This window comes from Alloalcanivorax profundimaris (assembly GCF_015265435.1).
GTDB classification, from domain to species: domain Bacteria; phylum Pseudomonadota; class Gammaproteobacteria; order Pseudomonadales; family Alcanivoracaceae; genus Alloalcanivorax; species Alloalcanivorax profundimaris.
This window is the reverse complement of record NZ_JABJWH010000008.1, coordinates 52,864-77,841: the sequence shown is the minus strand read 5'-3', so window position 1 is coordinate 77,841 and position 24,978 is coordinate 52,864. Positions and strand designations below refer to the sequence as shown.

At 65.7% G+C, this 24,978-nt stretch carries 22 protein-coding genes; 8 read left to right on the top strand and 14 right to left on the bottom strand.

The features are described from left to right. Positions 1-101 precede the first annotated feature (101 nt). Complete coding sequence (gene ppk1, locus HMJ39_RS05370) at positions 102-2,189, bottom strand: polyphosphate kinase 1 (RefSeq protein WP_194296550.1); 2,088 nt, start codon at positions 2,187-2,189, stop codon at positions 102-104. Positions 2,190-2,399: 210 nt separating this feature from the next. Between ppk1 and HMJ39_RS05365 the strand changes: the two genes are divergently transcribed. Further along, complete coding sequence (locus HMJ39_RS05365) at positions 2,400-4,496, top strand: TonB-dependent siderophore receptor (protein ID WP_194296549.1); 2,097 nt, start codon at positions 2,400-2,402, stop codon at positions 4,494-4,496. Between the two features lie 7 nt (positions 4,497-4,503). On the opposite strand, the gene HMJ39_RS05360 is transcribed toward HMJ39_RS05365, so the two are convergent. From HMJ39_RS05360 to hemB, 4 genes are all read right to left on the bottom strand, one after another. After that, the gene (locus HMJ39_RS05360) at positions 4,504-5,751 is read right to left on the bottom strand and encodes a DcaP family trimeric outer membrane transporter (protein WP_228462173.1); all 1,248 of its coding nucleotides are present in this window, start codon (positions 5,749-5,751) and stop codon (positions 4,504-4,506) included. Position 5,752: 1 nt separating this feature from the next. Then, positions 5,753-7,276: an arginine/agmatine antiporter gene (gene adiC / locus HMJ39_RS05355; protein WP_194296547.1), complete on the bottom strand. Its 1,524-nt coding sequence runs from the start codon at positions 7,274-7,276 to the stop codon at positions 5,753-5,755. Between the two features lie 15 nt (positions 7,277-7,291). Beyond that, entirely contained in the window at positions 7,292-9,592 is a 2,301-nt protein-coding gene (locus HMJ39_RS05350) for an Orn/Lys/Arg family decarboxylase (protein ID WP_194296546.1), read from the bottom strand. A gap of 161 nt (positions 9,593-9,753) precedes the next feature. Next, positions 9,754-10,764: a porphobilinogen synthase gene (gene hemB, locus HMJ39_RS05345; RefSeq protein WP_194296545.1), complete on the bottom strand. Its 1,011-nt coding sequence runs from the start codon at positions 10,762-10,764 to the stop codon at positions 9,754-9,756. A 156-nt stretch (positions 10,765-10,920) separates the two neighbouring features. Here hemB and HMJ39_RS05340 point away from each other — a divergent pair, with 156 nt between their 5' ends. Genes HMJ39_RS05340 through HMJ39_RS05325 form a run of 4 tightly spaced genes read left to right on the top strand, consistent with a single transcriptional unit; the run spans position 10,921 to position 13,665 of the window. Then, positions 10,921-12,216, top strand: a complete 1,296-nt coding sequence (locus HMJ39_RS05340; protein WP_194296544.1) for a type II toxin-antitoxin system HipA family toxin — start codon at positions 10,921-10,923, stop codon at positions 12,214-12,216. After that, positions 12,209-12,529 carry a helix-turn-helix domain-containing protein gene (locus tag HMJ39_RS05335; protein WP_194296543.1) on the top strand — a complete coding sequence of 107 codons (321 nt, stop codon included), beginning with the start codon at positions 12,209-12,211 and terminating at the stop codon, positions 12,527-12,529. Before HMJ39_RS05340 ends, HMJ39_RS05335 begins: the two co-directional genes overlap by 8 nt. A gap of 3 nt (positions 12,530-12,532) precedes the next feature. Beyond that, complete coding sequence (gene greB / locus HMJ39_RS05330; protein ID WP_161386189.1) at positions 12,533-13,036, top strand: transcription elongation factor GreB; 504 nt, start codon at positions 12,533-12,535, stop codon at positions 13,034-13,036. Beyond that, positions 13,033-13,665, top strand: coding sequence for a DUF502 domain-containing protein (locus tag HMJ39_RS05325; RefSeq protein WP_194296542.1), 633 nt, complete (start codon positions 13,033-13,035; stop codon positions 13,663-13,665). The genes greB and HMJ39_RS05325 overlap by 4 nt, the downstream gene beginning before the upstream one ends. Before the next feature lie 39 nt (positions 13,666-13,704). Here HMJ39_RS05325 and HMJ39_RS05320 read toward each other — a convergent pair whose 3' ends face one another. Then, a complete protein-coding gene (locus HMJ39_RS05320) occupies positions 13,705-15,612 on the bottom strand; it encodes an ATP-binding cassette domain-containing protein (RefSeq protein ID WP_194296541.1) in 1,908 nt (635 codons plus the stop codon). Positions 15,613-15,690: 78 nt separating this feature from the next. Here HMJ39_RS05320 and HMJ39_RS05315 point away from each other — a divergent pair, with 78 nt between their 5' ends. Further along, positions 15,691-16,173 carry a TIGR02444 family protein gene (locus HMJ39_RS05315; RefSeq protein WP_228462166.1) on the top strand — a complete coding sequence of 161 codons (483 nt, stop codon included), beginning with the start codon at positions 15,691-15,693 and terminating at the stop codon, positions 16,171-16,173. On the opposite strand, the gene HMJ39_RS05310 is transcribed toward HMJ39_RS05315, so the two are convergent. Then, complete coding sequence (locus HMJ39_RS05310) at positions 16,145-16,891, bottom strand: ParA family protein (RefSeq protein ID WP_161386083.1); 747 nt, start codon at positions 16,889-16,891, stop codon at positions 16,145-16,147. The two genes, HMJ39_RS05315 and HMJ39_RS05310, sit on opposite strands and share 29 nt — an antisense overlap. 131 nt (positions 16,892-17,022) lie before the next feature. Between HMJ39_RS05310 and HMJ39_RS05305 the strand changes: the two genes are divergently transcribed. Beyond that, the gene (locus HMJ39_RS05305; protein ID WP_161386110.1) at positions 17,023-17,352 is read left to right on the top strand and encodes a DUF4124 domain-containing protein; all 330 of its coding nucleotides are present in this window, start codon (positions 17,023-17,025) and stop codon (positions 17,350-17,352) included. Positions 17,353-17,373: 21 nt separating this feature from the next. Then, on the top strand, positions 17,374-18,132 hold the full coding sequence (locus HMJ39_RS05300) for an FKBP-type peptidyl-prolyl cis-trans isomerase (RefSeq protein ID WP_194296540.1): 759 nt from the start codon (positions 17,374-17,376) through the stop codon (positions 18,130-18,132). A 118-nt stretch (positions 18,133-18,250) separates the two neighbouring features. Here the strand turns inward: HMJ39_RS05300 and rsd are convergent, their stop codons facing one another. The 7 genes from rsd to HMJ39_RS05265 all read right to left on the bottom strand — a co-directional run bounded on the left by rsd (position 18,251) and on the right by HMJ39_RS05265 (position 24,953). Further along, a complete protein-coding gene (gene rsd / locus HMJ39_RS05295) occupies positions 18,251-18,754 on the bottom strand; it encodes a sigma D regulator (protein ID WP_194296539.1) in 504 nt (167 codons plus the stop codon). Positions 18,755-18,916: 162 nt separating this feature from the next. Then, a complete protein-coding gene (locus HMJ39_RS05290) occupies positions 18,917-19,630 on the bottom strand; it encodes an LrgB family protein (RefSeq protein ID WP_194296538.1) in 714 nt (237 codons plus the stop codon). Next, on the bottom strand, positions 19,623-19,988 hold the full coding sequence (locus HMJ39_RS05285) for a CidA/LrgA family protein (protein WP_194296537.1): 366 nt from the start codon (positions 19,986-19,988) through the stop codon (positions 19,623-19,625). Before HMJ39_RS05285 ends, HMJ39_RS05290 begins: the two co-directional genes overlap by 8 nt. A gap of 123 nt (positions 19,989-20,111) precedes the next feature. Next, positions 20,112-20,615, bottom strand: coding sequence for a disulfide bond formation protein B (locus tag HMJ39_RS05280; protein WP_194296536.1), 504 nt, complete (start codon positions 20,613-20,615; stop codon positions 20,112-20,114). 37 nt (positions 20,616-20,652) lie between these two features. Then, positions 20,653-20,844, bottom strand: a complete 192-nt coding sequence (rmf, locus tag HMJ39_RS05275; RefSeq protein ID WP_161386091.1) for a ribosome modulation factor — start codon at positions 20,842-20,844, stop codon at positions 20,653-20,655. Between the two features lie 117 nt (positions 20,845-20,961). Next, the gene (gshA, locus tag HMJ39_RS05270) at positions 20,962-22,530 is read right to left on the bottom strand and encodes a glutamate--cysteine ligase (RefSeq protein WP_194296535.1); all 1,569 of its coding nucleotides are present in this window, start codon (positions 22,528-22,530) and stop codon (positions 20,962-20,964) included. 83 nt (positions 22,531-22,613) lie between these two features. After that, positions 22,614-24,953 carry a Tex family protein gene (locus HMJ39_RS05265; RefSeq protein ID WP_194296534.1) on the bottom strand — a complete coding sequence of 780 codons (2,340 nt, stop codon included), beginning with the start codon at positions 24,951-24,953 and terminating at the stop codon, positions 22,614-22,616. Positions 24,954-24,978: the final 25 nt, after the last annotated feature.

The window sequence follows — 24,978 nt, the reverse complement described above, 5'->3', positions numbered from 1 at the left end:
TGCGCTGCTTCCAGGAGCGAACGGCCTCCCCGGTAACCGGGCTAAACCTTACCTAAATCTCCAGATCGAACATACAAGGAGCGGGGGCAGGGCGAGGGCGCTCAGGCGCCGGCCAGGGCGCCGAGCAGGGCCTGCTGGGCGAGGAAGGGTGCTTCCCCTTCCGCCGGTCGCACGCGGCTGTAGCCGCCGTCGCTGTTGAGCTGCCAGGCCTGGCCGTTGTCGCGCAGGTAGAACCCGAGCCCCTGCTCCAGGACCTGGGCCTTGAGCGCCGGGTCGTTCACCGGGAAGCAGGTTTCCACCCGGTTGAACAGGTTGCGGTCCATCCAGTCGGCGCTGGAGCAGTACACCAGATCCTCGCCGGCGTGGTGGAAATGGTAGATGCGGGTGTGCTCCAGGAAACGGCCGATGATGGAGCGCACGCGGATGTTTTCCGACAGGCCCGGGATGCCCGGCCGCAGGCAGCAGATGCCGCGCACGATCAGATCGATCTCCACCCCCGCCTGGCTGGCCCGGTACAGGGCCTGCATGATGTGTTCCTCGGTGAGCGAGTTGAACTTGGCGATGATGCGCGCCGGCTTGCCGGCCCGGGCCTGCTCGGTTTCGAAATTGATCCACTGGATCAGGCTCGGATGCAGGGTGAACGGCGAATGCTTGAGCTGCTTGAGCCGCGCCGCCTTGCCCATGCCGGTGAGCTCCTGAAAGATCTTGTGCACGTCCTGGCAGAGCCCCTTCTCGGCGGTCATCAGGCCGTAGTCGGTGTAAATCTTGGTGGTCTTGGTGTGGTAGTTGCCGGTGCCCACGTGGGCGTAGCGCTTGATGCCGTCGCCATCGCGGCGCACCACCAGCAGCATCTTGGCGTGGGTTTTGTAGCCCACCACGCCGTACACCACCATGGCGCCGGCTTCCTGCAGGCGCCGTGCCCCCTCGATGTTGGATTCCTCGTCGAAGCGCGCGCGCAGCTCCACCACCGCGGTCACTTCCTTGCCGTTGCGGGCGGCGGTTTCCAGATGGTCGAGAATCTCGGAGTTGGTGCCGGTGCGGTAGAGCGTCTGTTTGATCGCCAGCACCTTGGGGTCCCGGGCCGCCTCGGCGAGCAGGTTGACCACCGGCGAGAAGCTCTCGAACGGGTGGTGCATGAGAATGTCGCCCTGGTCGATGGCGTCGAAGATGCTTTCGGTCTTGCGCACCGCCGCCGGTATCCGCGGCGTGAACGGCGGATAGTGCAGGCGCGGCCGGTTGACGCTGGTGAACATGCGGGCCAGGTTCACGGGGCCGTTCACCTCATAGGCGTCCTGCTCGGTGAGCTCGAACTGCTCCAGCAGGTAATCGATCAGGTGGCGGGGGCAGTTGTCCGCCACCTCCAGGCGCACCTCGTCGCCGTAGCGCCGTGACAGCAGCTCGCCCTTCAGGGCGCTGGCCAGATCCTCCACGTCCTCATCCACCTCCAGGTCCGCGTTGCGGGTCACCCGGAACTGGTAGCAGCCGGTGGACGTCATGCCCGGGAACAGGTCGCTGACATGGGCGTGGATCATCGAGGACAGGAAGATGAAGTTGTCGTTGCCGTCCTCGCAGATGTGCTCCGGCAGCCGGATCAGCCGGGGCAGCGAGCGCGGCGCCGGGACGATGGCCAGGCCGGTGGAGCGGCCAAAGGCGTCTTTCCCGTCCAGCGGCACGATGAAGTTCAGGCTCTTGTTCACCAGACGCGGGAAGGGGTGCGCCGGGTCCAGGGCGATCGGCGTCAGCACCGGGTAGACCTGCTCGCGGAAGTACTTTTTCACCCAGTCCGCCTGCTGGGGCGTCCAGTGCTCGCGCCGCAGAAAGTGCACGCCTTCCTCGGCCAGCGCCGGCAGCAGAATGTCCTGAAGAATGTGGTATTGGCGCTGCACCGCCTCGTGGGTGACGCGGGCGATCTCGTCGAGGATCTCCTGGGCCAGCATGCCGTCCGGGCCGGGCTGGCCGGTGCCGGTTTCCAGGCGGTTCTTCAGGCCCGCCACGCGGATCTCGAAGAACTCGTCCATGTTCGACGAGAAGATCAGCAGGAAGTTGAGCCGCTCCATCAACGGATGGTTCTCGTCCATCGCCTGTTCCAGCACCCGCAGATTGAACTGAAGCAGGCTCAGCTCCCGGTTGATGTAGTAATCCGGGTTGTTCAGGTCGATGGCGCTGGGGTCGATGGCGATGTCGTTCATGGTCTCTTCCTGAAGCGGGCGCGGGACCTCCCATTCCATGACATTAGTGTGACAGAGGCATGACAGGGCGAACGTCCCCGTCCAGCTTACTCCCTAGCGGTGCCGGGCGGGGAGGGGCGCGGCACTTAACAATACGTAACTGGTAAGTATAATGCGAACCATTACTATTCTCTGTTGTCTAACACAGATTGTTTTGGGAGCGACCTGATCATGCTGGATTCCTTTCCCCCCACCCGGCGCGGCGCGCGCCGCGCCGCCGGGACCGTCCTCGCCCTGTCGGCGGCCTTCTGGTCGCCGGGCCTGCTGGCCCAGGAAAGCGGCAGCCTGGCGCCGGTGGAAGTGGCCGACAAGGCCCCCGACGACGACTACATCACCGCCGACGAGCGCCCTCAGGCCGGCAAGCTGGATGTGCCGGTGGAAGAGCAGCCCTTCGGCATCGAGGTCATCGACCGCTCGACCATCGAGGATACCGGCGCCCAGAACATTCAGCATGCGCTTATGTACACTTCCGGTGTGTATTCCGGCAACTTCGGTTTCGATACGCGGGGCGACTCCGCCAAGATCCGCGGTCTCAATCCTTCCCTGTACGTCGATGGCCTGCGCGCCAACTACGGCTCCTACAACACGGTGCGCCCGAACACCTTCGGCTTGGAGCGCATCGAAGTGCTGAAGGGGCCCTCGTCGGTGCTTTACGGTCAGGCGGAACTGGGCGGCATTATCAACGGGGTCTCCAAACTTCCGAAGGCGAAGCAGCAAGGCGAGTTGCATGCCCAGGTGGGCAACTATGACCGTCAGCAACTGGCGGCGGACGTGACCGGCGCGCTGTCCGATGACGGCAAGCTGCTGTACCGGCTGGTAGCCCTGAAGCGCGACACCGGGACCCAGGTGGACCACGTGGACGACGACGGTTACCTGTTCGCGCCGTCGATCACCTGGCTGCCCACCGATGACACCACCATCAGCGTGTTATTCAACAGCCAGGAAGATACCGGCAAGGTCTCGGCTCAGTTCCTGCCTTCCCAGGGCACCATTGAGCCGGGCCCTAAAGGCGAGATCGGCTCGGAAACCTTCGTCGGCGAGCCGGACTGGGACCGCTATGATCGGCGCAAGGATGAGGTCACGTTGTTCGTTGATCATCGGTTCACCGACCAATGGGGCGTGGCGGCGACCGCCCGCTATACGGAGAGCGGCTCGGAAACCCGGGAGCACTGGACTACCGTGGGGGCGGTTCCGGATGCCGACGGCAATATGCCGCGTACCATCTACATGTCGGATAAGGAGACGGAGATCTTCAACTTCGACGTCCGACTGAAAGGTGACATCTCTCTCGGGCCCACCCGCCATAAACTGGCTCTGGGCGTGGACCGGCAGAACGCTCTGTGGGAAGAGGAAAATGTCTTTTCCGGAGCGGGCACGCCGATCAACGTTTATAACCCTCAATACGGCGACGTGGCTTACGGCGTGCTCGACCCCCAGGACGCCAACGACAACAAGATCAAGCAGACCGGCGTGTACCTCATCGACCATGTGGAGATTGGTCGCGTGGTGGTTTCCGGCGCTTTGCGCCGGGATGACAGCACCAACAAGGTGTACGTGGTTGGTGGCGATAACACGGAAAGTGATGATGAAGAGACCAGCGGCCGCCTTGGTTTGATGTACCGGTTCGATTTCGGCCTGTCGCCCTATATCAGCTATTCCGAGGCTTTCGTGCCCAACCTGGGTACCACCGCGAACGGCGAAAGCCTGGACGCCACCACCGGCGAGCAGCGTGAGGCGGGCTTTAAATACCTGTCACCCCGCAAGGACCTTTCCATTACCGCCGCCTGGTTTGATATCGAGGAAACCAACCGGGTGCTGCCAAGCCCCACCAGCCCGGTAAGCCTGAGCCAGACCGGCGCCACCGTTGAGGGCTGGGAAATGGCGGTGCGCAAGAGCTGGGAGCGGGCGGCGGTGCAGGCCACCTACACCAAACTGGACGCCAAGGACGACACATCCGGGGTTCGCCTGCCCTATGTGGCGGAGGAAGTCGCCAACGTCTGGGGCAAGTACGAACTGGAAAACGGCTTCCGCATCGGCGCCGGCGTGCGTTACATCGGCGATACCGTGGGCGGTGGAGGCGGGCCGGAGATTCCGTCCGAGACCCTGTACGACGCCATGCTCGGTTATGCCACCGGGCCCTGGGATTTCAACGTGACCGTCAAGAACCTGACCGACGAGGAGTTCATCTCCTGGTGTCGCGGGCCGGGCTTTGACTGTGGTTACGGCGAACGGCGCCTGGTGATCGGCAACGCAAGCTATCGTTTCTGACCGATTCCTATTTCAGAAACACATAGGTGAGGCTGGCTTGCACCCGGGTGGCGTAGCCGGTCTCACCTTGCTGATCCCGATTGCGGCCGCGCAGCACTTCGATACCGGTGCTCAGGCGGTCGTTGTAGTCCCACACCAGGTTGGCGGAGCCATAGCGGCTGGCGCGAAACTCATCGTCGGCCAATAGGTCGTTGCGTTCCAGGTGCAGGCTGCCCGCCACCAAGGTGGTGCGCAGCCGGTCCGACCAGGGATGCGTCACGCCCAGATAGCCACCGCTGGCGCGCAGGGGCGTCAGATCTCCGTCGGCCTCCACCACCGCATCATAGCCGCTATCGCTGATGTCGCTCAGGTAATGCGCGTAGCCCTCGCCGGTGTAGCCGCCGAAGGAGAGGGTCTGGGCGCCGAGCGCCAGGGTGCCGGTGAGCCCGGCGGCGGCCGCGAGGCGGCTGTCGGAACCATTGCTCAGGCGGCGACCCACCAGGGACATTTTCACGTGGCCGTACCCGCCCTGGTGCTTATAGGTGAACACCACGTCCGGCGCGCTGCTTTCGCCTCCACCGCCGTAGAGCTCGGTGTCCGGGTCTTCCAGGGACAACAGCAGGGCATGGTGCTCGCCCATGGGATGGCGGTACAGCAGGCCGGCCTGTAGCCGGTAGGCGGTGGCACCGGGGCCTTCGTTGTCCAGCGTGTCCGGGAAGGCATCGATGTCCATGAAGTTGCTGAACCCGTAACCGGCATACAGCCGCTTTACCTGAAAGTAGGCATGGCGCAGTTGCAGTTGATAGCCGTCGCTGTCGCCGAACCAGTCCACTTCCAGGGCGCCTCGGGAACCGGTGTCGTGGTCGAGGATCTCCACGCCGATGCGGCTTTGTTTGGCGTGGAACCCGAAGTGGTCGTCGCCACCGCCACCACGGGTGGGGATGCTGGCGGTGACGAACTGGTCGCGGTTGCCGACACCGTGAAAGTCATAGATGCCGTCGAGCTTGATATAGCCATGGGCTTTGACTTCCACGCCGCTGTCGCCACCGGCGGTGGGCGGCCAGGCGGCGGAGCCGGACCCCAGCCGCGAGATGGTGTCGGCCCGGCCCGCCGGATTCCGGGTGTTTTCCAGTTCCCGGTCATCGATTTGTTGCTTGAGGTCGCGGACCTGCCGTTCCAGCCTTTCCAGGCGCTGGTTCAGCTCGTCGTCGTCGGCGTGCGCCAGCGGCGCGGTGGCCACGCCGGCGAGGGCGATCAGCGCGCCCAGGCGAATCATTTTATTCAAGGCTGGTTTCTCCCTGGGTGCTGTCGGTGGCCGGAAGGCTGTCGACGGAGTGCGCCGGGGGCTCAACCATCGCTTCCCGGCCTCGGAGTTGCAGATGGTCATGGCGCCCCACGGACAGCCAGAACATCAACGCCAGCGCCACCAGCGTGACGGTGAGGGTGAGATACCGCACCCAATGCGGAGAAACGCCACCGGGTGTTTTGCGCGCCTCCTCGATGTCGTGCTGGCGGTTGAGCGCCAGCGCGTAGAACACGATGGTGGCGATCACGAAGATCAGGGACCAGCGGGTTTGTTCGCCGTCGGAGCCGATCAGCGCCAGCAGGCTGTAGGCGGCCGCGAACAGGATAATGACCGTGTACACGGTGTATTGCCGGTGCGGCATTTTTTTATAGCCGAGCACCTTCAGGGCGATGGCCGAATAAATATAGGGCAGCAGGGTCATGATCACCGCCACCGAGGCGATTTTGCCGAACTGCTCGCTGGCGGTGGGCGACATGGTGGCGAGAACCTGCAGGCTCATGAGCCCGGCGACCAGGACCAGGCCGGCGGAGGGAACGCCCTTGGCATTGGTGCGCGCGAAGATGTTGCCGAACAGACCGTCGTCGGCGGCGGCCTTGGCGGACTGCCCGACCAGAAGCGTCCAGCCGGCCAGTGAGCCAAGGCAACCCAGGGCCGCGCACACCGCCACGATGTTGGCGGCGGTGTCACCGAAGGCGATGCGGGCGGCATCCGCGAACGGGGCCGATGAACCGACCAGCTCCTGATTGGGAATCATGCCCATGATCACCGAGGAGCTGAGAATGTAGGCCACCGACGCCAGAATGACGCCGCCCACCGTGGCGATGGGGATATTGCGCCGTGGATTCTTGACCACCGCCGCCGAGACCGACGCGCTTTCCACGCCGATGAACGCCCACAGCGTGAAGGTAAGCGTGGACATGACGGCGCTCCCCGAACTCTTGCCGGAGACATTCCAGCCGGAGGTAAAAGTGTGACCGTCGAACCAGAACCAGCCCAGCAGCGCGGTGGCCAGAATCGGAAAAAGCGCCAGCATGGTGGTCATCGATTGCACGCGGCCGACCATTTTGGGGCCGAGAATATTGAAATAGGTGAACAGCCAGATCACCGCGATCTGCGCGATGGCGAAGATCAGCGGATTGTGCAGCGAGGGGAAGAAGCCGGACAGATAACCCAGGCCCGCCGTGGCCAGGGCCACGTTGCCCACCACGTTGGCCAGCCAGTAAATCAGATTGGTCTGGTAACCCATGTAGTCGCCGAAGGCTTTTCGGGCATAGGCATAAGGGCCCCCCGCGGCGGGATCGAGAATCGCCAGCTTGGCGAACACCAGGGCCAGGGCGACGGCGCCGCTGAGCGTGATCAACCAGCCCACCACGGAAATGCTGCCCACGCTGGCCAGATTGGCGGGCAACATGAAGATGCCGGAGCCCATCATGTTGCCGGCGACCATCAGCGTTACCGGCACCAGCCCGATCTTGTTTTCCTCGGATACGCTCATCGCCGCTTCCCCCGCTCAGTCCTGCTTGACGCAGTACAGGTGGTAGGTCCCGTCGATGACCTCGACGCCATGGTTGTCGTGCTCGAAGCCCGGGAAGCGGCGGTCGAATTCCTGCAGCGCGTTCAGGTAGCCGAGCACCGGACCGTCCGCCGGGCCGGCGTTCTCGCCGGGCATCAGTAGGGGAATGCCCGGCGGGTAGGGCACCACGCCGGTGGCCAGGGTGCGGCCGGCCAGGGCCGAAAGCGGCAATTGCTCAACCTGCCCCTGCACCAGTTTTTCGTAGGCCCGCACCGGTGACAGGTCGGGGGTGGGCAACGCCGAGAAGCTCTCACCCATCAACGCGGTGGTGCGCAACGCCGCCATGGCATCGAACATGGACCGGGCCAGCGTGCGCAGCCCCTGGTCGGGGTCCAGACCATGGCGATCGGCGAAGCCGGGCATGCAACGGTGCAGTGGCGCGTTGGCGTCGAAATCCCGTTTGCAGGCCATCAGCGCGTTGATCAGCGTGCCCCACTTGCCCTTGGTGATGCCGATGGAAAACAAAAACAGGATGGTGAAGTCGGTGGTTTTCTCGACCACGATGCCCCGTTCATCCAGATAGGCGCTGACCACCGCGGCGGGAATGCCGTCGGCTTTCAACTTGCCATCGAAGCCCATGCCCGGCGTGGTAATGGACACCTTCACCGGGTCGAGCATGCAGTAATCCGCCTCCAGGTCCTTGAACCCGTGCCAGCGGTCGCCGGGGTTCAGGGTCCAGCATTGTGGCGTGCTGGCGAGAAGTTCCAGGGGCGCTTCGTGGAACGGCACGCGTTCCTTGCTCATCGGGTCGACGGCGGTTTCTGGCTGCCAGACGCCGAAGAACCACTCGCCTTTTTCATCGTATTCCGCGTTCAGGCGCGCCATGACCTGGCGGAACGCCACCGCCTCGCGAATGGCGTCTCCAGTGAGCCGCTCGCCGCCGGGGCCGTCCATCATGGCGGCGCTGACATCGTTGGAGGCGATGATGCTGTACTGCGGCGACGTGGACGCGTGCATCATGAAAGCTTCGTTGAAGCGGTTGTGTTCGATCGGCCGGCGGCCTTCGCGAATATGGATCATGGAGGCCTGGGAAAGCGCGGCCAGCAACTTGTGCGTGGACTGGGTGGCGAACAAAGTGGGTTTGTCGCCGCGATCCTCGCCGGGTTCGCCGTGCATGGCGTAACGCTCGCGATAGATCGGGTTGAAGCGGGCGTAGCCGTACCAGGCCTCGTCGAAATGCAGGCGGTCGACGCTGTCGCCCAGCAACTCTTCCACCCGGGACACCTTGTAGCAGAGGCCGTCATAGGTGGAGTTGGTGATCACGGCGTGGACCGGATCGCTGTCCTCGAGCCCGGCGCACAGCGGGCTGGTGGCGATGCCGTCGCGGATCGCCGATGCCGTCAATCGCTCCGGCGGTATCGGGCCGATCAGGCCGTAGTGATTGCGGATCGGCACCAGATAGGACGGCACCGCGCCGGACAGCGTGATCGCGTGTTCGACGGATTTGTGGCAGTTGCGGTCGCACAGCACCACCTGATCCCGGGTCGCCGAGGCCATCAGGATCACCCGGTTGGAGGTCGACGAGCCGTTGGTGACGTAGTAGGTCCGGTCGGCGCCGAATACCCGGGCGGCGTAGCGCTCGCCGGCGCCGATCGGGCCGCTGTGGTCGAGCAGCGAGCCCATCTCCCCCACCGAGATGGACAGATCCGAGCGAAGCATGTTCTCGCCGTAAAACTCGAAGAACGCGCGCCCCGCCGGTGCCTTCAGGAAGGCGGCGCCGCCATGGTGGCCGGGCGTGTGCCAGGAGTACTCATGGACCCGCGAGAAACGTACCAGGGCGTCGAACATGGGCGGCAGGACGTTGCGGCGATAGCGCTCCACGGCGGCCAGGATGCGGCCGCCGATAAAGGAGGGGGTGTCTTCCAGCAGCCAGATGAAGTCGCTGGCCATTTCCATGGCCCGCATGGGAATGGTCTTCGCGGTCTCCCGGCTGGCGAGCAGGAAGGCGGGTACCTCGGTGCTGCGCGCGCGCAATTCCGAAAGGACTTCCAAGGCGCCGTGGGCGGTATGGGTGCCCGGCAGGCGCCAACTGGTCAGCACGCATTGAATGGCGGGCTCCGAGGCGAGCATGGCCACCGCGTCGTCGCTGTTGCCGGCGGTCACCACCGTCACGTCGCGGCGCTCGAGGTCCTCGATCAGCGTGGCGATGGTGTGCCCGACGGCGTTGTCGGCATGGATATTCGGGCTGGCGATCAGGATGAGAATACCGAGAGGCGGACGCTCAACGGGGGACGGCATCGGTGGCTCCTTGCGGACTGGAATCCATAATCGGTAAAGCCCCATGGAGGGGGCTTTAAGAATTATATGAGTCAGTCAACTTTATTGTTTTGATGCGCGTCAAAAAACGCCGGGCGGGTGGCCCGGGCCGGAAAGGCCCGGGGAATCGGCGGGGAGGTGGTTCAGTCGCGTTGGTTGAGCTTGAGCGCGGCGGCCTTGGCGAAGTAGGTGAGGATGCCGTCGGCGCCGGCGCGTTTGAACGCCAGCAGGGATTCCATCATTACCTTGTCCTGGTCCAGCCAGCCGTTCTGGAAGGCGGCCATGTGCATGGCGTATTCGCCACTCACCTGGTAGGCGTACACCGGGACGCGGAATTCGTCCTTCACCCGGCGCACCACGTCCAGATAGGGCATGCCCGGCTTCACCATTACCACGTCGGCGCCCTCGGCCAGGTCCAGGCCGATTTCATGCAGCGCTTCATCGGAATTGGCCGGGTCCATCTGGTAGGTGGTCTTGTCCGCCTTGCCCAGGTTGCCGGCGGAGCCCACCGCGTCGCGGAACGGACCGTAATAGGCGGAGGCGTACTTGGCGGAGTAGGCCATGATGCGGGTGAGAATGTGGCGTTGCTCCTCAAGCGCCTCGCGGATGGCGCCGATGCGGCCGTCCATCATGTCCGAGGGCGCCACCATGTCGGCGCCGGCATCGGCGTGGGACAGGGCCTGCTTGACCAGGGCGGTGACGGTGGCTTCGTTGAGCACATAGCCGTCGTCGTCGAGGATGCCGTCCTGGCCATGGGTGGTGAACGGGTCCAGGGCCACGTCGGTGATCACGCCCATCTCCGGCACCGCCGCCTTGATCGCGCGGGTGGCGCGCTGAGCCAGGCCCTCCGGATTCCAGGCCTCGGCGGCGTCCAGGCTTTTCACCTCCGGCGGCGTCACCGGGAACAGCGCCATGGCGGGCACGCCCAGGCCGTCCAGCTCCCGCGCCTCTTCCACCAGCAGATCAATGCTCATGCGCTCCACCCCGGGCATGGAAGGCACCGCCTCGGTGCGCTGCTCACCGTCGAGCACGAACACGGGGTAGATCAGATCGTCCACGGTGAGGGTGTTTTCCCGCATCAGGCGGCGGGAGAAGTCGTCCTTGCGCATGCGGCGCATACGCGTGGCCGGCCAGGGGGCGCGGTGGTAAGACATGGGCCGAACCTCTCGGTAGGAAGGCATCAAAAATCGGGGAAGCAAGTTTACCAAACCAGCGCCGGCGAGGAAAAAGACTTCAAGCTGGCAGTATATTGGCGTTATTTCGCCGAAAAACGGCTGTGAAAGTTTGAATAATGGCGCTATTATGCGTAAATGAACAATAAATGTACGATCCAGGTATTCGTGGATGGCGCCTGGCGAGACGCGGCGGTGATCAGCCTGGCGGGCTCGGAGCGCCTGGGTTGGCGCGCGCCCACTTACACCACTTACCTGGCCGATTATGCTCTGGATCACCTGGGACGCCATGATGCCGCGGCTTGCGGAGTCCGGTTCCCCGTGTCTTTGGAAATCGATGAACAGGATACCTGGCCGGCCTGGCTGGTGGATGTGTTGCCACAGGGCTACGGGCGACGGGAGTTGCTGCGTCAGCTGGACTTGCCGGTCACCGCGGAAGCCGTGGGGGACTGGCCGTTGCTGAGAGCCGGTGGCGGCAATCCGATTGGCAATCTGCGCATCAAGGAAGCCTGGGCGTGGCTGTCGGAGCGCCCGGCGGGTCCGGCTCGCGGATTTCGCTTTGAAGACGTGGCGGGTCGTCATGAGGAGTTCGTGGAACATCTGGCCGCGCACGGTTTGTTCGTGGCCGGTTCCTCCGGCGTTCAGGGCGAGTGGCCGAAGATTCTGCTGACCGAGGCCGATGACGGCCTGCTTTATCTGGATCATACCCTGCCGGACGAGCGCGCCCGCCGGCACTGGCTGGTGAAGTTCCATCGTGGCACCGACCGCGATCTGCAAGCCATCCTGCGAGCGGAAGCCGATTATATGACGCTGGCCCGGGGACTGGGGCTGCGCGTCCCGGGCTCCTTGGAGACCCACGGGCGCACGCTGTTCATTCCTCGCTTCGACCGTCGTCTCGAGGGTGGCGGTGTACAGCGTATCGCTCAGGAAAGTCTGGCCTCGCTGTGTGGGCGGGCCGGATTCGGGGTCGCTATACGGCATGAAGACGCCTGCCGGGCTCTGGCGGAGGTGGTCAGCGAGCCGCTTACGGAGATCACCGAGTACCTGAAGCGTGATGTGGCCAACCTGGCCCTGGGCAACAAGGACAACCATGCCCGCAACACCGCCCTTGCCCGACATCACGATGGGCACATCGCCCTGACGCCGGTGTTTGACTTCGCGCCTATGTTTCTGCACCCGGACGGTATCGCGCGACAGAGCCGCTGGCAGGCCGATAACGGTGGGCAGCCCGACTGGCAAAGGGTGACGGACGCGGTGGTGGCGGCGACCGGTCTGCCGGCCGGCCCGTTGCGCCGGGCGCTCATGGAGATGGGCGCGAGCGTGCGGGCGTTGCCGCGACGCATGACCTCGTTGGGCATGGACCCGGACCTGGTGGAGGGACTGCGACCTGGGACGAAGAATCTGGCCGCGCAATTGGAGCGCTTGCATGGATAAGCGTTACGCGGAGCTGAGTCCGGCGGAGCAGGTGGAGCGGCGTCGTGAGGTGCTGAGTCATATCCACGACCATCCGGAGCTTCCCATTCATCGGGTGGTGGCACTGTTACGCGGCGGATTGCGCTTCACCTTGAGTGAATACAGTCGGCTCACCGGCGTGTCCGCGCGGGTGATCCAGGACATTGAACAGGGACGGGGCAACCCCACTCTGGGCACCGTGGAAAAGTTGCTTGCCCCGTTCGGGCTCAAGCTGGCGGTGGTGTCCTCGCGGATATCGTCCGCCCGGGGCCCGGAGGAGCGAACCGGAGAATAGCGCATGGGCCGTTGGCGACCGAAGGGCAAACCCGCCTCCAAGTACATCACGCCGGAGGGCTACCGGCGCCTCAACGAGGAGCTGCAGCGTCTCTGGAAGGAAGAGCGGCCACCGATCACCAAGTCGGTGCAGGAGGCCGCCGCCCAGGGCGACCGCTCCGAGAACGCCGAGTATATTTACGGTAAGAAGCAGCTCCGCGAGATCGACCGGCGTATCCGCTTTTTGAGCAAGCGGCTGGACGGCATGACCGTGGTGGATCGCCCGCCGGAGGACCCGGGCAAGGTGTTTTTCGGTGCCTGGGTGGAGCTGGAAGACGACGACGGCAAGCTGGAGACCTACCGGCTGGTGGGCCCGGACGAGGCGGTGGGCAGTGACGGTCTGATTAGCATCGACGCGCCCCTGGCCCGGGCCTTGCTGGGCAAGCGGGTGGACGACGAAGCCCGGGTCCGAACGCCCACCGGCGAGCGCTGTCTGTACATCAACCGAATCTGGTATGGACGCCCATGAGCAACAACCGAGTCTGGTTCTTCATTCGCAAATCCCTGCTGGGCGGGCTGGTGATCCTGCTGCCCATCTCGATCATCGCGTTCTTCTTCAAGTGGATCTACGACGCGGTGACCAGCCTGATCGCCCCGTTCACCGCCCTGGTGGTGCGCGGCTTTGGCCTGCCCAAGTTCGCCGCCGACTGGGTGGTGGTGACGGTGCTGGTGGTGTTCTGTTTCCTGGTGGGCACCCTGGTGGCCACCCGCCTGGGCGGCTGGATCTGGCAGCGCCTGGAAGAGCGCGGCATGGCCCGGGTGCCGGGCTATCGGGCGGTGAAGGAGGTGATCGTGCAGCTGTTCGGCGGCAGCCAGGACAGCCTGATGCGCGGCGAGGTGGCGCGGGTGTGGCTGTACGGTCGCCAGGTGTCGGTGACGGTGCTGGGGCTGATCACCTCGCGGCATGACGACGGCACCCTGTCGGTGTTCGTGCCCACTGGCCCCAACCCCACCTCCGGGTTCATCTACCATGTGGACGGGGACCTGGTGGAGCGGCGCCCGGACATCGGCGTGGAGCAGATGATGAAGACGGTGGTGGCCTGCGGTGCCGGCAGCGCCGCCCTGCTCAAACGCGGCGAGGCGCCGGATCAGGGTTGATCGCGACCGGGCGGCGTTCCGCTTCAGTCGCGATCCAGGTCAGAGCGACGCTTCCGCTTCTTCCAGCTTCTCCATGGCCTCCAGCAGCGCCATTTCCAGCTCTTCGTGGCGGCTTTTCAGTTCGCCCTGGCGGGCCAGCAACCGGTTCAGTTCGTCCTTGCGGCCGGTGTCGGTGTAGAGCGTTTCGTCGCCCAGGGCCGTTTCCACCTCGGTGAGGGCCTGGCTTTCCCGGTCCAGGGCCTTCTCCAGCTTTTCCACGTCCTTTTTCAGCGGCCGCAGCTGCTCACGCCGTTTGGCCGCGTCCTGACGGCGCTGACGGGCGTCGTCGCGGCCGCCGCCGGCGGGTTCCGCCGGGCGCCGGGCGGCCTGGGCGTCGCGGCGGGACTGCTGCAACCAGCGGGCGTAGTCGTCCAGGTCGCCGTCGAAGGGGCGCACGGTGCCCTCGGCCACCAGCAGGAATTCATCCACGGTGGTTTCCAGCAGATGGCGGTCGTGGGACACCAGCAGAACGGCGCCGCCGAATTCCTGCAGCGCCAGGGTGAGCGCCTCGCGCATTTCCAGATCCAGGTGGTTGGCCGGTTCGTCGAGCAGCAGCAGCGCCGGCTTCTGGTGCACGATCAGCGCCAGGGCCAGGCGCGCCTTTTCCCCGCCGGAGAAGCGGCCCACCGGCTCGAACACATCGTCGCCGTGGAAGCCGAAGGCGCCCAGTTCGTTGCGCACCTGCTGCTCGCTCCACTTCGGATGCGCCCGGTTGATCAGCTGGTAGGGGGTGTCGTCGGCGGCGAGCCGGTCCACCTGCTGCTGGTGGAAGTAGCCCACGGCCAGGTCCGGGTCGCGCTCCAGGTGGCCGCCCAGGGCGTCCAGTTCACCCACCAGGGTGCGGATCAGGGTGGATTTGCCGGCGCCGTTGGGGCCCAGCAGGCCGATGCGGGATTCCGGGCGCAGGCTCAGGGTCACGTTGGACAGGATCGGCGTGTCCGGGTAGCCGCAGGTCACGCCATCCAGGCCCACCATGGGGTTGGGCAGCCGGTCTGGTTTGAGGAAGTGAAAGCTGAAGCCCGAGTCCACGTGGGCCGGGCCGATGCGCTCCAGCTTCTCCAACGCCTTGACCCGGCTCTGCGCCTGCTTGGCCTTGGTGGCCTTGGCCTTGAAGCGGTCGATGAACTGCTGCAGGTGGGCGATCTGCGCCTGCTGCTTCTCGTGCATCTTCTGCTGCAGGGAGAGCTGCTCGGCGCGTTGGCGCTCGAAATCCGAGTAGGTTCCGCTGTAGCGCTTCAGGCGGCCGTGCTCGATGTGCAGAATCTCGCTGACGGTGGCGTCCAGGAAGGCGCGGTCGTGGGAGATCAGCATCAGCGCGCCGGGGTGCTGGATCAGCCACTGCTGGAGCCAGAGGATGGCGTCCAGGTCCAGGTGGTTGGTGGGCTCGTCGAGCAGCATCAGGTCGGCGTCGCTGATCAGCACCTGGGCCAGGTTCAGGCGCATGCGCCAGCCGCCGGAGAAGGCGCTCACCGGCTGCTTTTGCTGGTGCTCGGAAAAACCCAGGCCGGCCAGCATGGCGGCGGCGCGGGCCGGTTGCTCCCAGGCGCGCAGGGTGTCCAGGTCGGCGTGGGCGGCGGCCAGGCCGGCGTCGTCGCCGCCCGCCTGGGCCTTGGCCAGGGCGGCTTCCGCCCGGCGCAGGCCCTGGTGGCCGTCGAGCACGTACTCCACCGCCGCCTGTTCCAGGGCCGGCACTTCCTGGGCCATCATCGCCAGGCGCCAGTCCGCCGGCCGGTTCAGTTCGCCGCCGTCCGGCTCCAGTTCGCCCAGGATCAGCTTGAACAGGGAGCTCTTGCCGCTGCCGTTCTTGCCCACCAGGCCGACCCGCGCGCCCTTGTGCAGCACGAAGCCGGCGTCCTCGAGCAGCAGTTCGGGGCCACGGCGCAGATTGATGTGTTCCAGGGACAGCATGATATAAGGGGCCTCGGAGGTCGGAGGTCGAGACCGGCGCAGTGTATGGCAAGCGCCGACGTAACAGAAGGGGAGCCCATGGAGAACAACGCCTCATTGTGGCGGTTCGCGCTGCGTCTGTGGCGCGACAAGCGGATCGAGAAGCTGTGCCTGCGCCTGCAGGACGAGTACGGCGTGCCGGTGGCGGTGCTGCTGGTGGCGCTGTGGCTGGCGGAGGCCCGGCGGCGGCCGGACGCCGCCCTGGGGCGCCGGCTGGTGGCCCGGGCGGAGCAGTTCGAGGAAACCTATCTGCGGCCGCTGCGGGTGGTGCGCCGCCGCGCCGCCGACGAGGGCGGCGGCATGATGGAGCTCAAGCGTCAGATCCAGGAGGCGGAGCTGGAGGGCGAGCGGCTGCTGCTGGCCCGGCTCGGCGAGCTGGCGCAGACCCAGCCCGGCGACGACAGCGTCTCCGCCCTGGGCTGGTTGCTGGTGGTGGTGCCCGAGGTGGGCCAGTGCCAGGGCCTGCAAACGCTGCTGGAGGAGCTGGCGGCGCTCAGTGAAAGCCGGGCAGCGAGCGGATGAGATGGCGCTGCACCTCCAGCCATTCGCCGATCAGTCGCCAGTGGCGCTGGTCCGCCTCGGTGCGCGGGCCGGCCTGGTCGAGCATGCTGAGCCCGTCCGCCATGGCCTGCACGTATTGCTGGGTGTCGCGGAGCGTGACCAGGTAGGGAATCTTCAGGCTGGTGAGAAACTGGCGCAGCGCCTCGTACATGCGCGTGCGGGTGCGTGCCCGGTTGGCGATCACCGCCAGCCGCCGGGGCCGGCGCCGGTAGCTGGGCGAGAGCATCACGCTCTGCACGAAACGGGTGGTGGCGCGGATGTCGATGGGGCTGGGCAGCACCGGAATCAGCACTACCTGCGCCACGCGCAGCACATGGTCCAGGGTATGGCGGTCCATGCCCGCCGGTGAATCCACCACCACCACGTCCCGGGCCCGCTGCAACTGGTCCTGCAGCCGGCCCAGCGAGACCGGTTCCTCCGCCGGCCAGCCCAGGGCTTCCACCCGCGGGTCCTGACGCAGCCGTACCCATTGGGTGGCGGATTGCTGCGGGTCCAGATCAAGCAGCGTCACGGTCTGGCCGGCATGGGCGAAGTAGGCCGCCAGATTGGTGGCCAGGGTGGTTTTGCCGCAGCCCCCCTTGCTGTTGGCGACCAGAACCACCAGCCGGCGTTCGTCCTGGCGGGCGACCCGGCGGGCCGCCGGCGGGGCCACGGACGGATCCGTGCTGTTGTTCGGCATAATGATTTCCCCTCGCGCCACACTATAACCGCAATCCGCGTTTTGACAGTAGCGGTGGGACAGGCACAATGAACCGCGCTTCGCAGGCCGATCGTCGGCGCGAAGGGAACCAACCGGGGGGAAACGCGGTCATGCGTTATCCAGTCACGTTATTGATGTTGGGCGGCGTCTTCGCGGTCGCGTCCTTCACCGTGCCCTTGGGGCACGGCGAGCCGCTGCTGGACTGGCAGCGGATGCGGGATCATTGGTCGCAGCCCGACCAGTGGCTGACGTCGTCGCGTCTGCTTGATGGTGGCGGCGCGGGACGGCGGGTCTATCGCTGGCGCGATGCCACGGGAAGCTGGCAGTATGGCCAGATTCCACCGCCGGGCGTGGACGTGCAGACCGTTGAAGTGGAGGCGCCGACCATCATTAGCGCGGAGGAAATGCGCGGCGAGGGATCAACGGCGCAGGGAAAATAAACGTAAGCCAATGGAGGCAGAATGAAAAAGTTCGCAATCGTGCTCGCCGGCAGTATCGTGCTGGCGGCCTGTGGTGGAAACGACGACAAGAGCAGTGACGTCGAGCTGAAGACCGAGGATCAGAAGGCGTCCTATGCCCTGGGCTTCCGGAGCGCCGAACAGATGAGCGCCATGAAGAACCTGGACCTGGAAGCCATGATCGCCGGCCTGCGCGATGGTTTCGGTGACGAATCCGAATCCCGTCTCGGTGACGAGGATCTGGATCAGCTGATCCGCGACTACCAGACCCGCATGATGGAAGCGCGTCAGCAGGAGCAGGAAGAGAAGGCCCAGAAGAACCTGGAGGAATCCCAGGCTTTCCTGGAGGAGAACGCCGAGAAGGAAGGCATCGAGACCACCGACAGCGGCCTGCAGTACAAGGTGCTGGAATCCGGTGAGGAAGGCGCCGAGTCCCCGACCCTGGAAGACACCGTGGAGGTGCACTACAAGGGCTCCCTGGTGGACGGTACCGTGTTCGACAGCTCCATCGAGCGGGACAAGCCGGCGGTGTTCGGCCTCAAGCACATCATCCCGGGCTGGCAGGAAGCCCTGCCGATGATGAAGGTGGGCGACAAGTGGCAGCTGTTCCTGCCGCCGGAGCTGGGCTACGGCGAGCAGGGCGCCGGTGGCGACATCGGTCCCAACCAGGTGCTGATCTTCGAAGTGGAACTGCTGGACGTGAAGAAGCAGGGCAACGAAGAGAGCGCCGAGGACGCCGGCGAAGAGGCCGCCACCGAGTAACGGCGGCGCGCTCCGACGGCATTGAAAGAGGCCACCTTCGGGTGGCCTTTTTCGTGCCCGGCCATTGGGGTACCGGTAGCAGCGGCTTGAGCCGCGATTCCGCGCCGCTGGCTGGCTTTCAGTGGCGCAGGGCGTGACGTCGCGGCGCCTGGTGAACGCTGAGAATCAGCTGGTCCTCCAGGGCGAAGCGTTCCTCCAGCGCCTGGGTGAGCCGGTCGAGCCGTTCCGGCAGCTGCTTCAGCTGCACCAGGCAGTGGTCGTCGGTGTCGTAATCCTCGTTGAAGGCCAGGGCCTCCTCGGTGGACAGATCCAGCCGCCGCAGGATGTGGTCGGCCACCGCCGGCACCGGTGCGTCCCGGTAGCGGCGCGCCTCGCGCACCAACTCCCGGTAGACCTCGAAGTAACCGGCGCTGATGTAGTCCATGAGCAGTTGGCAGAAGTCCCGTACCCGGCCCTGAATGGGCGGCGGGTGGCCTTCCTCGAAATCGTTCAGGCCCTGCAGGCCGCACAGCAGCACGATCAGCTGCTGGCGCTGTTCCAGCCAGGCGCGCACCAGGGCTTCGATGCGGCGCCATTGCATCAGGGGGGATGGCATCAGAGAGGATGAAGCGGACGTGGCCATGGCGGTCGCTCCTTGTCCGGATTCCAGATGGGCTTTCGAGGCTAGCCCCGTGGCCGACGTGGCGGCAACGGGTTAAATCGGGCCATCACCGGCCGGAGCGGGAAAAACGCTGTCGGTTCAGAGGGTTGCCGTTAAAGACGGATTCTTCATAAGCGCCACTGGTTATATTCCGAACAGCCAGCCGGCGACCCAGGGCCACAGCCAGGGCAGGGCCAGGGCGGTGACCAGGCCGGTGAGCCCCAGGGCCAGGCTGGCGAAGGCGCCGGCCTTTTCGCCGTACTCGAAGGCCCGGGCGGTGCCGATGGCGTGGGCCACCAGCCCCAGGGCGAAGCCCCGAATGCGGTCGTCGTGGACCCGCAGCAGGCGGAAGATGGAGCCCGCCACCAGGGCGCCGACGATGCCGGTGATGGCCACGGCCCCGGCGGCCAGGGCCACGAAACCGTCGGTGCTGCGTACCACCTCCACGGCGATCGGCGTGGTGATTGATTTCGGCGCCAGGGAGCCCACCACCGGTTCCGGCGCGCCCAGCCACCAGGCCAGCAGCACGGAAATACCAGCGGCCAGGGCGGCGCCCACCAGGGTGGTGATCAGCACCGGCTTCCAGACGCTGCGCACGGTGCGCAGCTGCCGGTACAGCGGCCAGGCCAGCGCCACCGTGGCCGGGCCTAGCAGGAAGGACAGCCCCTGGATCTGCTCGCGGTACTCCTCGTAGGACAACCCCACCATGGGCAGCACCACCACCACCGGAATCGAGGCCACCAGAAAGGGGTGGAACACCGGCAGGCTGTGGGCCTTGCCGTAGAGCCAGGTGGCCGCCCGGTAGCTGGCCAGGGTCAGCAGCAGGCCGAACAGGGGGGTATGCAGCAGCTCAGTCATGATGGTGTTCCTCATGATGGCGCTCGCCGGGCATCAGCAGCTTGAGCAGCAGGGTCACCAGCACCATGGTCAGGATGGTGCCGAACACCACCGCCACGGTCAGCGCCAGGGCATAGTCCTGATAGCGGCTCCATTGCAGCACGATGCCCACGCCCAGGGGAAAAATCAGCAGGCTGATATGGCGGATCAGCATGCCGGCGGCCTCGGAAACCCGGTCGCTGCCGGGCAGGTTGAACATCAGCGCCAGCAGCAACAGCACCATGCCCACCACCGGCGCGGGCAGCGGCAGGCCGGTGAAGTGGATCAGCACCTCGCCAAGGAATTGGAACACCAACAGGATCAGCAGACCATCAAGCACGGTTCGGTCTCCGCGGGGGTACACACGGTGGCGCGGGGGCCAAACCAAATCGCGGCTGAAGCCGCTCCTGCACGAAACCTTCGGAAGGAGCGGCTTCAGCCGCGATTGTTTTTGTATTCGGTGTCAGCCCCGGCGCGGACGGAACAATTGTATCAGAGCCACGATCAGCACGCCGCCGAACACCACCAGGGACCAGCCGGGAATGGTCAGGCCCAGGAAGCGCCAGCTTACCTCCGCGCATTCCCCGGAACCGGACAGCACCGTGGCCATCACTTCGTGGAGCGGGAAAGCGTCGAGCATGTAGTCCAGGGAGGGGCCGCAGGTGGGCACTTCATCCGGCGGCAGGCTCTGCAGCCACAGGTGGCGGATGGCGATGGCGCCGCCGCCCAGGGTGGTCAGGCCGGTGAGCACCGCGTAGACGCGCACGCCGATGCCCTTGGGGCCGTGCAGGGTGGCGATCAGCAGGATCACCATCACCACGATCAGCGCGATGCGCTGGAAAATACACAACGGGCAGGGCTCCAGGCCCTCCACGTGTTGCATATAAAGGGCGCCCAGGAAGGCGGCCAGACAGGCAAGCAAAGTCAGTCCGTACAGCGCGCGCGGCGCCGGAAGAAGGGCTTTCATGATGATTCCGATCCTTTTTTTGAGTCCTTATGCTGACTCAGACGTCGCGGGACGTGGCGGGTTCCCGGCGATCGCGCCAGGCGGCGGCGCCGGCTTCCCAGCCTTGCACCCACCATTCCACCAGGGCCTCGTCCAGATACGGACACTGATCCACGCGACCGCCGGCCATGCCCCACATGCAGCCGCGGTTGTAGGCCTTTTCGAATGGATCCGACGTGGGCTCGAACATTTCCCCTCCTTTCCCGGAAAGCGCCGGGCGCGCTGGGAACTCTCAGTTCGAGCCTAGCACCGGAGGGAGCGGCCGCCATGGCCACTCGTTAACATTTTTCAACCCTTTATCCGGCGGTCAGCCCCGGAAGTAGGCATCCAGGTACTGATCGAAGGGCATTTCCGACCGCGCCTCGCATTCGGTCTGCTCGGCCAGGCTGGTTTCCGCCGCCCGGCGAAGCTCCCGGTCCACCGCCGGATCCAGGTTTTCCCCCAGGAAGTGATCCCGGTGCGCCAGGGCCTGGTTCATGGCGAACTGGAAGAAGCCCTGGTCGTGGCTCTCCAGGGTGTCCAGGATGCGGCCGGAGGGGGTGGCGTCCGGGGTGCGGATCTTTTCGCGCTGCACTTCCAGGGCGCGCGCGTAGTCGCCGCCGCCGTGGCAGCGGTCGAACAGCTCGGCGATGGGCGCCATCTGGTCCAGCTTCTCCAGGCCCCATTCGCGCAGGCTCACCGCCTTGCCCCAGTTGTCCAGTTGCACGCTGGTGTCGCGGCCCTGGTAGACCACCCGGCGCAGGTTTTCCTTGCTGGCGTTCAGGTCGCAGCGCTCCAGCCGCGGCGACTCGCGCAGCAGGCAATAGGTGGCGAACAGGTCCAGGAAGCGCATGTCCTGCTGGTTGATGCCCACCGGCTCGAAGGGGTTCAGGTCCAGAGCGCGGATCTCGATGTACTCCACGCCGCGGCGCTGCAGCGCCAGGGTGGGCCGCTCACCCTTGTTGATGGCCCGTTTCGGGCGGATCGACGAGTAATACTCGTTCTCGATCTGCAGGATGTTGGCGTTGAGCTGGCGGTAGTCGCCGTTGGCGTCGCGCACGCCGAGCTCTTCGTAGGCGGGCTCCGGCGTCTTGATGGCGTGGGTCAGGGTGTCCACGTATTCCTGGAGATTGTTGTAGCTGATCGCCAGGGAGGACTGGGCGTTGTTCTGGTAGCCCAGGTCGCTCATGCGCAGGCTGGTGGCGTTGGGCGTGTAGAGGCTGTGGTCGAAGCGTTCCAGCAGGTGATGGTCGCGGCCGGCCAGGAAGGACGCGCACAGCGCCGGCGAGGCGCCGAACAGGTACACCAGCAGCCAGGAATAGCGCTGGAAATTGCGGGTCAGGTCGAAATAGCGCTGGGAGATGTGCTCCTGCAGCGGCCGGTCGTCGCCTTCCAGTTCCCGGTTGATGCGCCAGAACTCCTCCGGGAAGGAGAAGTTGTAGTGGATGCCGGCGATGGTCTGCATCTTGCGGCCGTAGCGGTGGCCCAGGCCGATGCGGTAGACGTGCTTCATGCGGCCCACGTTGGAGCTGCCGTATTCCGCCACCGGCACGTCCCGGTCCTCGCCGATCATGCACGGCATGGAATTCACCCACAGCAGCTCGTCGTCGATGTGCCGGTAGGTGTAGCGGTGCAGTTGCTCAAGAAACTCGATGGGCCGGCGCAGGCAGGTGGTGGGCGGCGTGATGAATTCCAGCAGCGCTTCGGAATAGTCCGTGGTGATGTACGGATGGGTCAGCGCCGAGCCGAGCTCCCGGGGGTGTGGCGTGCGCGCCAGGGTACCCTGCTCGTTGATGCGCAGGCTTTCCTTTTCGATGCCCCGGTGAATGTCCGCCAGGGTGGCGGCGGCGTCCGAGTCCAGCAGGGCCTGGATTCGCTGGCTGAGGGTGTCGGTCATGGGCCTTTCCGGTTGTGGGCGCGATCAGCCTGTATGGTAGGGCCTGTTCGCGGGAATCGCGATCCGCGCGAACAGGCAGGGGGTCAGCCGCGTTTTTTCTGCTGCTCGAAGGCCTTGGCGAACGCCGCGCCCAGGGCGCCCTGGGATTGCGACTGCTGTTGGCCACCGCGCTGCTTGCCGCCGGGGCGCTGGCCGCCCTTGCGGTTGCGAGGTTTGTCCGCCGGCGCGCCGGCGGCCGGCTTGTCCTGGTGGCGGTCGTCCAGGCGCATGGTCAGGCTGATGCGCTTGCGCGGCTTGTCCACGTCCAGCACCTTCACCTTGACGATGTCGCCGGGTTTGACCACGTCGTGGGGGTCCTCGACGAACTTGTCGGCCAGGGCGGACACATGCACCAGGCCGTCCTGGTGCACGCCGATGTCCACGAAGGCGCCGAAGTTGGTCACGTTGGTCACCGCGCCTTCCAGCATCATGCCGGGCTTCAGGTCGTCCAGGGTTTCCACCCCCTCCTTGAACTCGGCGGCCTTGAATTCCGGGCGCGGGTCGCGGCCCGGTTTTTCCAGCTCGCTGAGAATGTCGGTGACCGTGGGCAGGCCGAAGGTATCGTCGGTGAATTCCGCCGGTTTCACGGATTTCAGGAAGGGCGCGTCGCCGATCAGGTCCTTGAGCGGGCGGCCGTGCTTCTCGGCGATCTTCTCCACCACCGGGTAGGCTTCCGGGTGCACGGAGGAGGCGTCCAGCGGGTTCTCGCCGTTCATGATGCGCAGGAAGCCGGCGGCCTGTTCGAAGGTTTTCTCGCCCAGGCGCGGCACCTGCTTGAGGGCGTCCCGGTTATTGAAGGCGCCGTTTTTCTCGCGGAAGCTGACGATGTTGCCGGCGATGGTGGCGTTGAGGCCGGCGATGCGCGCCAGCAGCGGCGCGCTGGCGGTGTTCACGTCCACGCCCACGGCGTTCACGCAGTCCTCCACCACCGCGTCCAGGGAGCGCGACATCTTCACCTGGCTCACGTCATGCTGGTACTGGCCCACGCCGATGGACTTGGGATCGATTTTCACCAGCTCGGCGAGCGGGTCCTGCAGGCGGCGGGCGATGGACACCGCGCCCCGGAAGGATACGTCCAGGTCCGGGAACTCCCGGGCCGCCAGTTCCGAGGCGGAGTACACCGAGGCGCCCGCCTCGGAAACCATGATCTTCTGCATCGCCTGCTTGTCGCGCAGGGCCTTGACCAGCTCGCCGGCCAACTTGTCGGTCTCGCGGCTGGCGGTGCCGTTGCCGATGGCGATCAGGTCCACGCCGTGCTTGGTGGACAGCTTGGCCAGGGTGGCCAGGGACTGGTCCCACTGCTTCTTGGGCTGGTGCGGGAAGATGGTGGTGTGTTCCAGCAGTTTGCCGGTGGCGTCCACCACCACCACCTTGACCCCGGTGCGCAGGCCCGGGTCCAGGCCCATGGTGGCCTTGGGGCCCGCCGGCGACGCCATCAGCAGGCTCTTCAGGTTGCGGGCGAACACCTGGATCGCCTCTTCCTCCGCCAGTTCGCGCACGCGGCCTAGCAGCTCGGTTTCCAGGTGGGTGTTGAGCTTGATCTTCCAGGTCCAGCGCATCACCTCGCCCAGCCAGGCGTCGGCGGCGCGGCCCTGATCCTTCCAGTCCGCCACCTGGGTGACCATGGCCACGCAGGGGTGCGGATCGGCGCTTTCCAGTTCCTCGGGCAGCACCATGGAAACGTGCAGCACGCCTTCGTTGCGGCCGCGGAACAGGGCCAGGGCGCGGTGGCTGGGGATCGCCTTGAGCGCCTCGCCGTGCTCGAAATAATCGCGGAACTTGGCGCCTTCCTCTTCCTTGCCGTCCGCCACCCGCGCCTGAATGTGGGCCTGATCCCACAGCCAGGTGCGCAGCCGGGTGAGCAGCTCGGCGTTCTCGGCGAATTCCTCCATGAGGATCTGCTTGGCACCGTCCAGGGCGTCCTTGGCGGTGGCGATCTTGTGTTCCTCGTTGAGGTAGCCGGCGGCCTCGGTCTCCGGATCCAGGGTCGGGTCCTCGATCAGCGCTCGCGCCAGCGGTTCCAGGCCGGCCTCCCGGGCGATCTGCGCCCGGGTACGGCGTTTCGGCTTGTACGGCAGGTAGAGATCTTCCAGGCGGGTCTTGGTGTCCGCCGCCTTGATCGCCTTTTCCAGCTCCGGGGTCAGCTTGTCCTGCTCGGCGATGCTTTTGAGGATGGTTTCGCGGCGTTCCTCCAGCTCGCGGAGGTAGCGCAGCCGCTCCTCCAGGGTGCGCAGCTGGGTGTCGTCGAGACCGCCGGTCACCTCTTTACGGTAACGGGCGATGAAGGGCACGGTGGCGCCCTCGTCGAGCAGGCCCACGGCGGCCGCCACCTGGCGGGGCTGGGCGTTGAGTTCCTGGGCGATGATCTGTTCGATGCTTTCCATGGTGGTTCCTGGCTTGCGCGTGGGC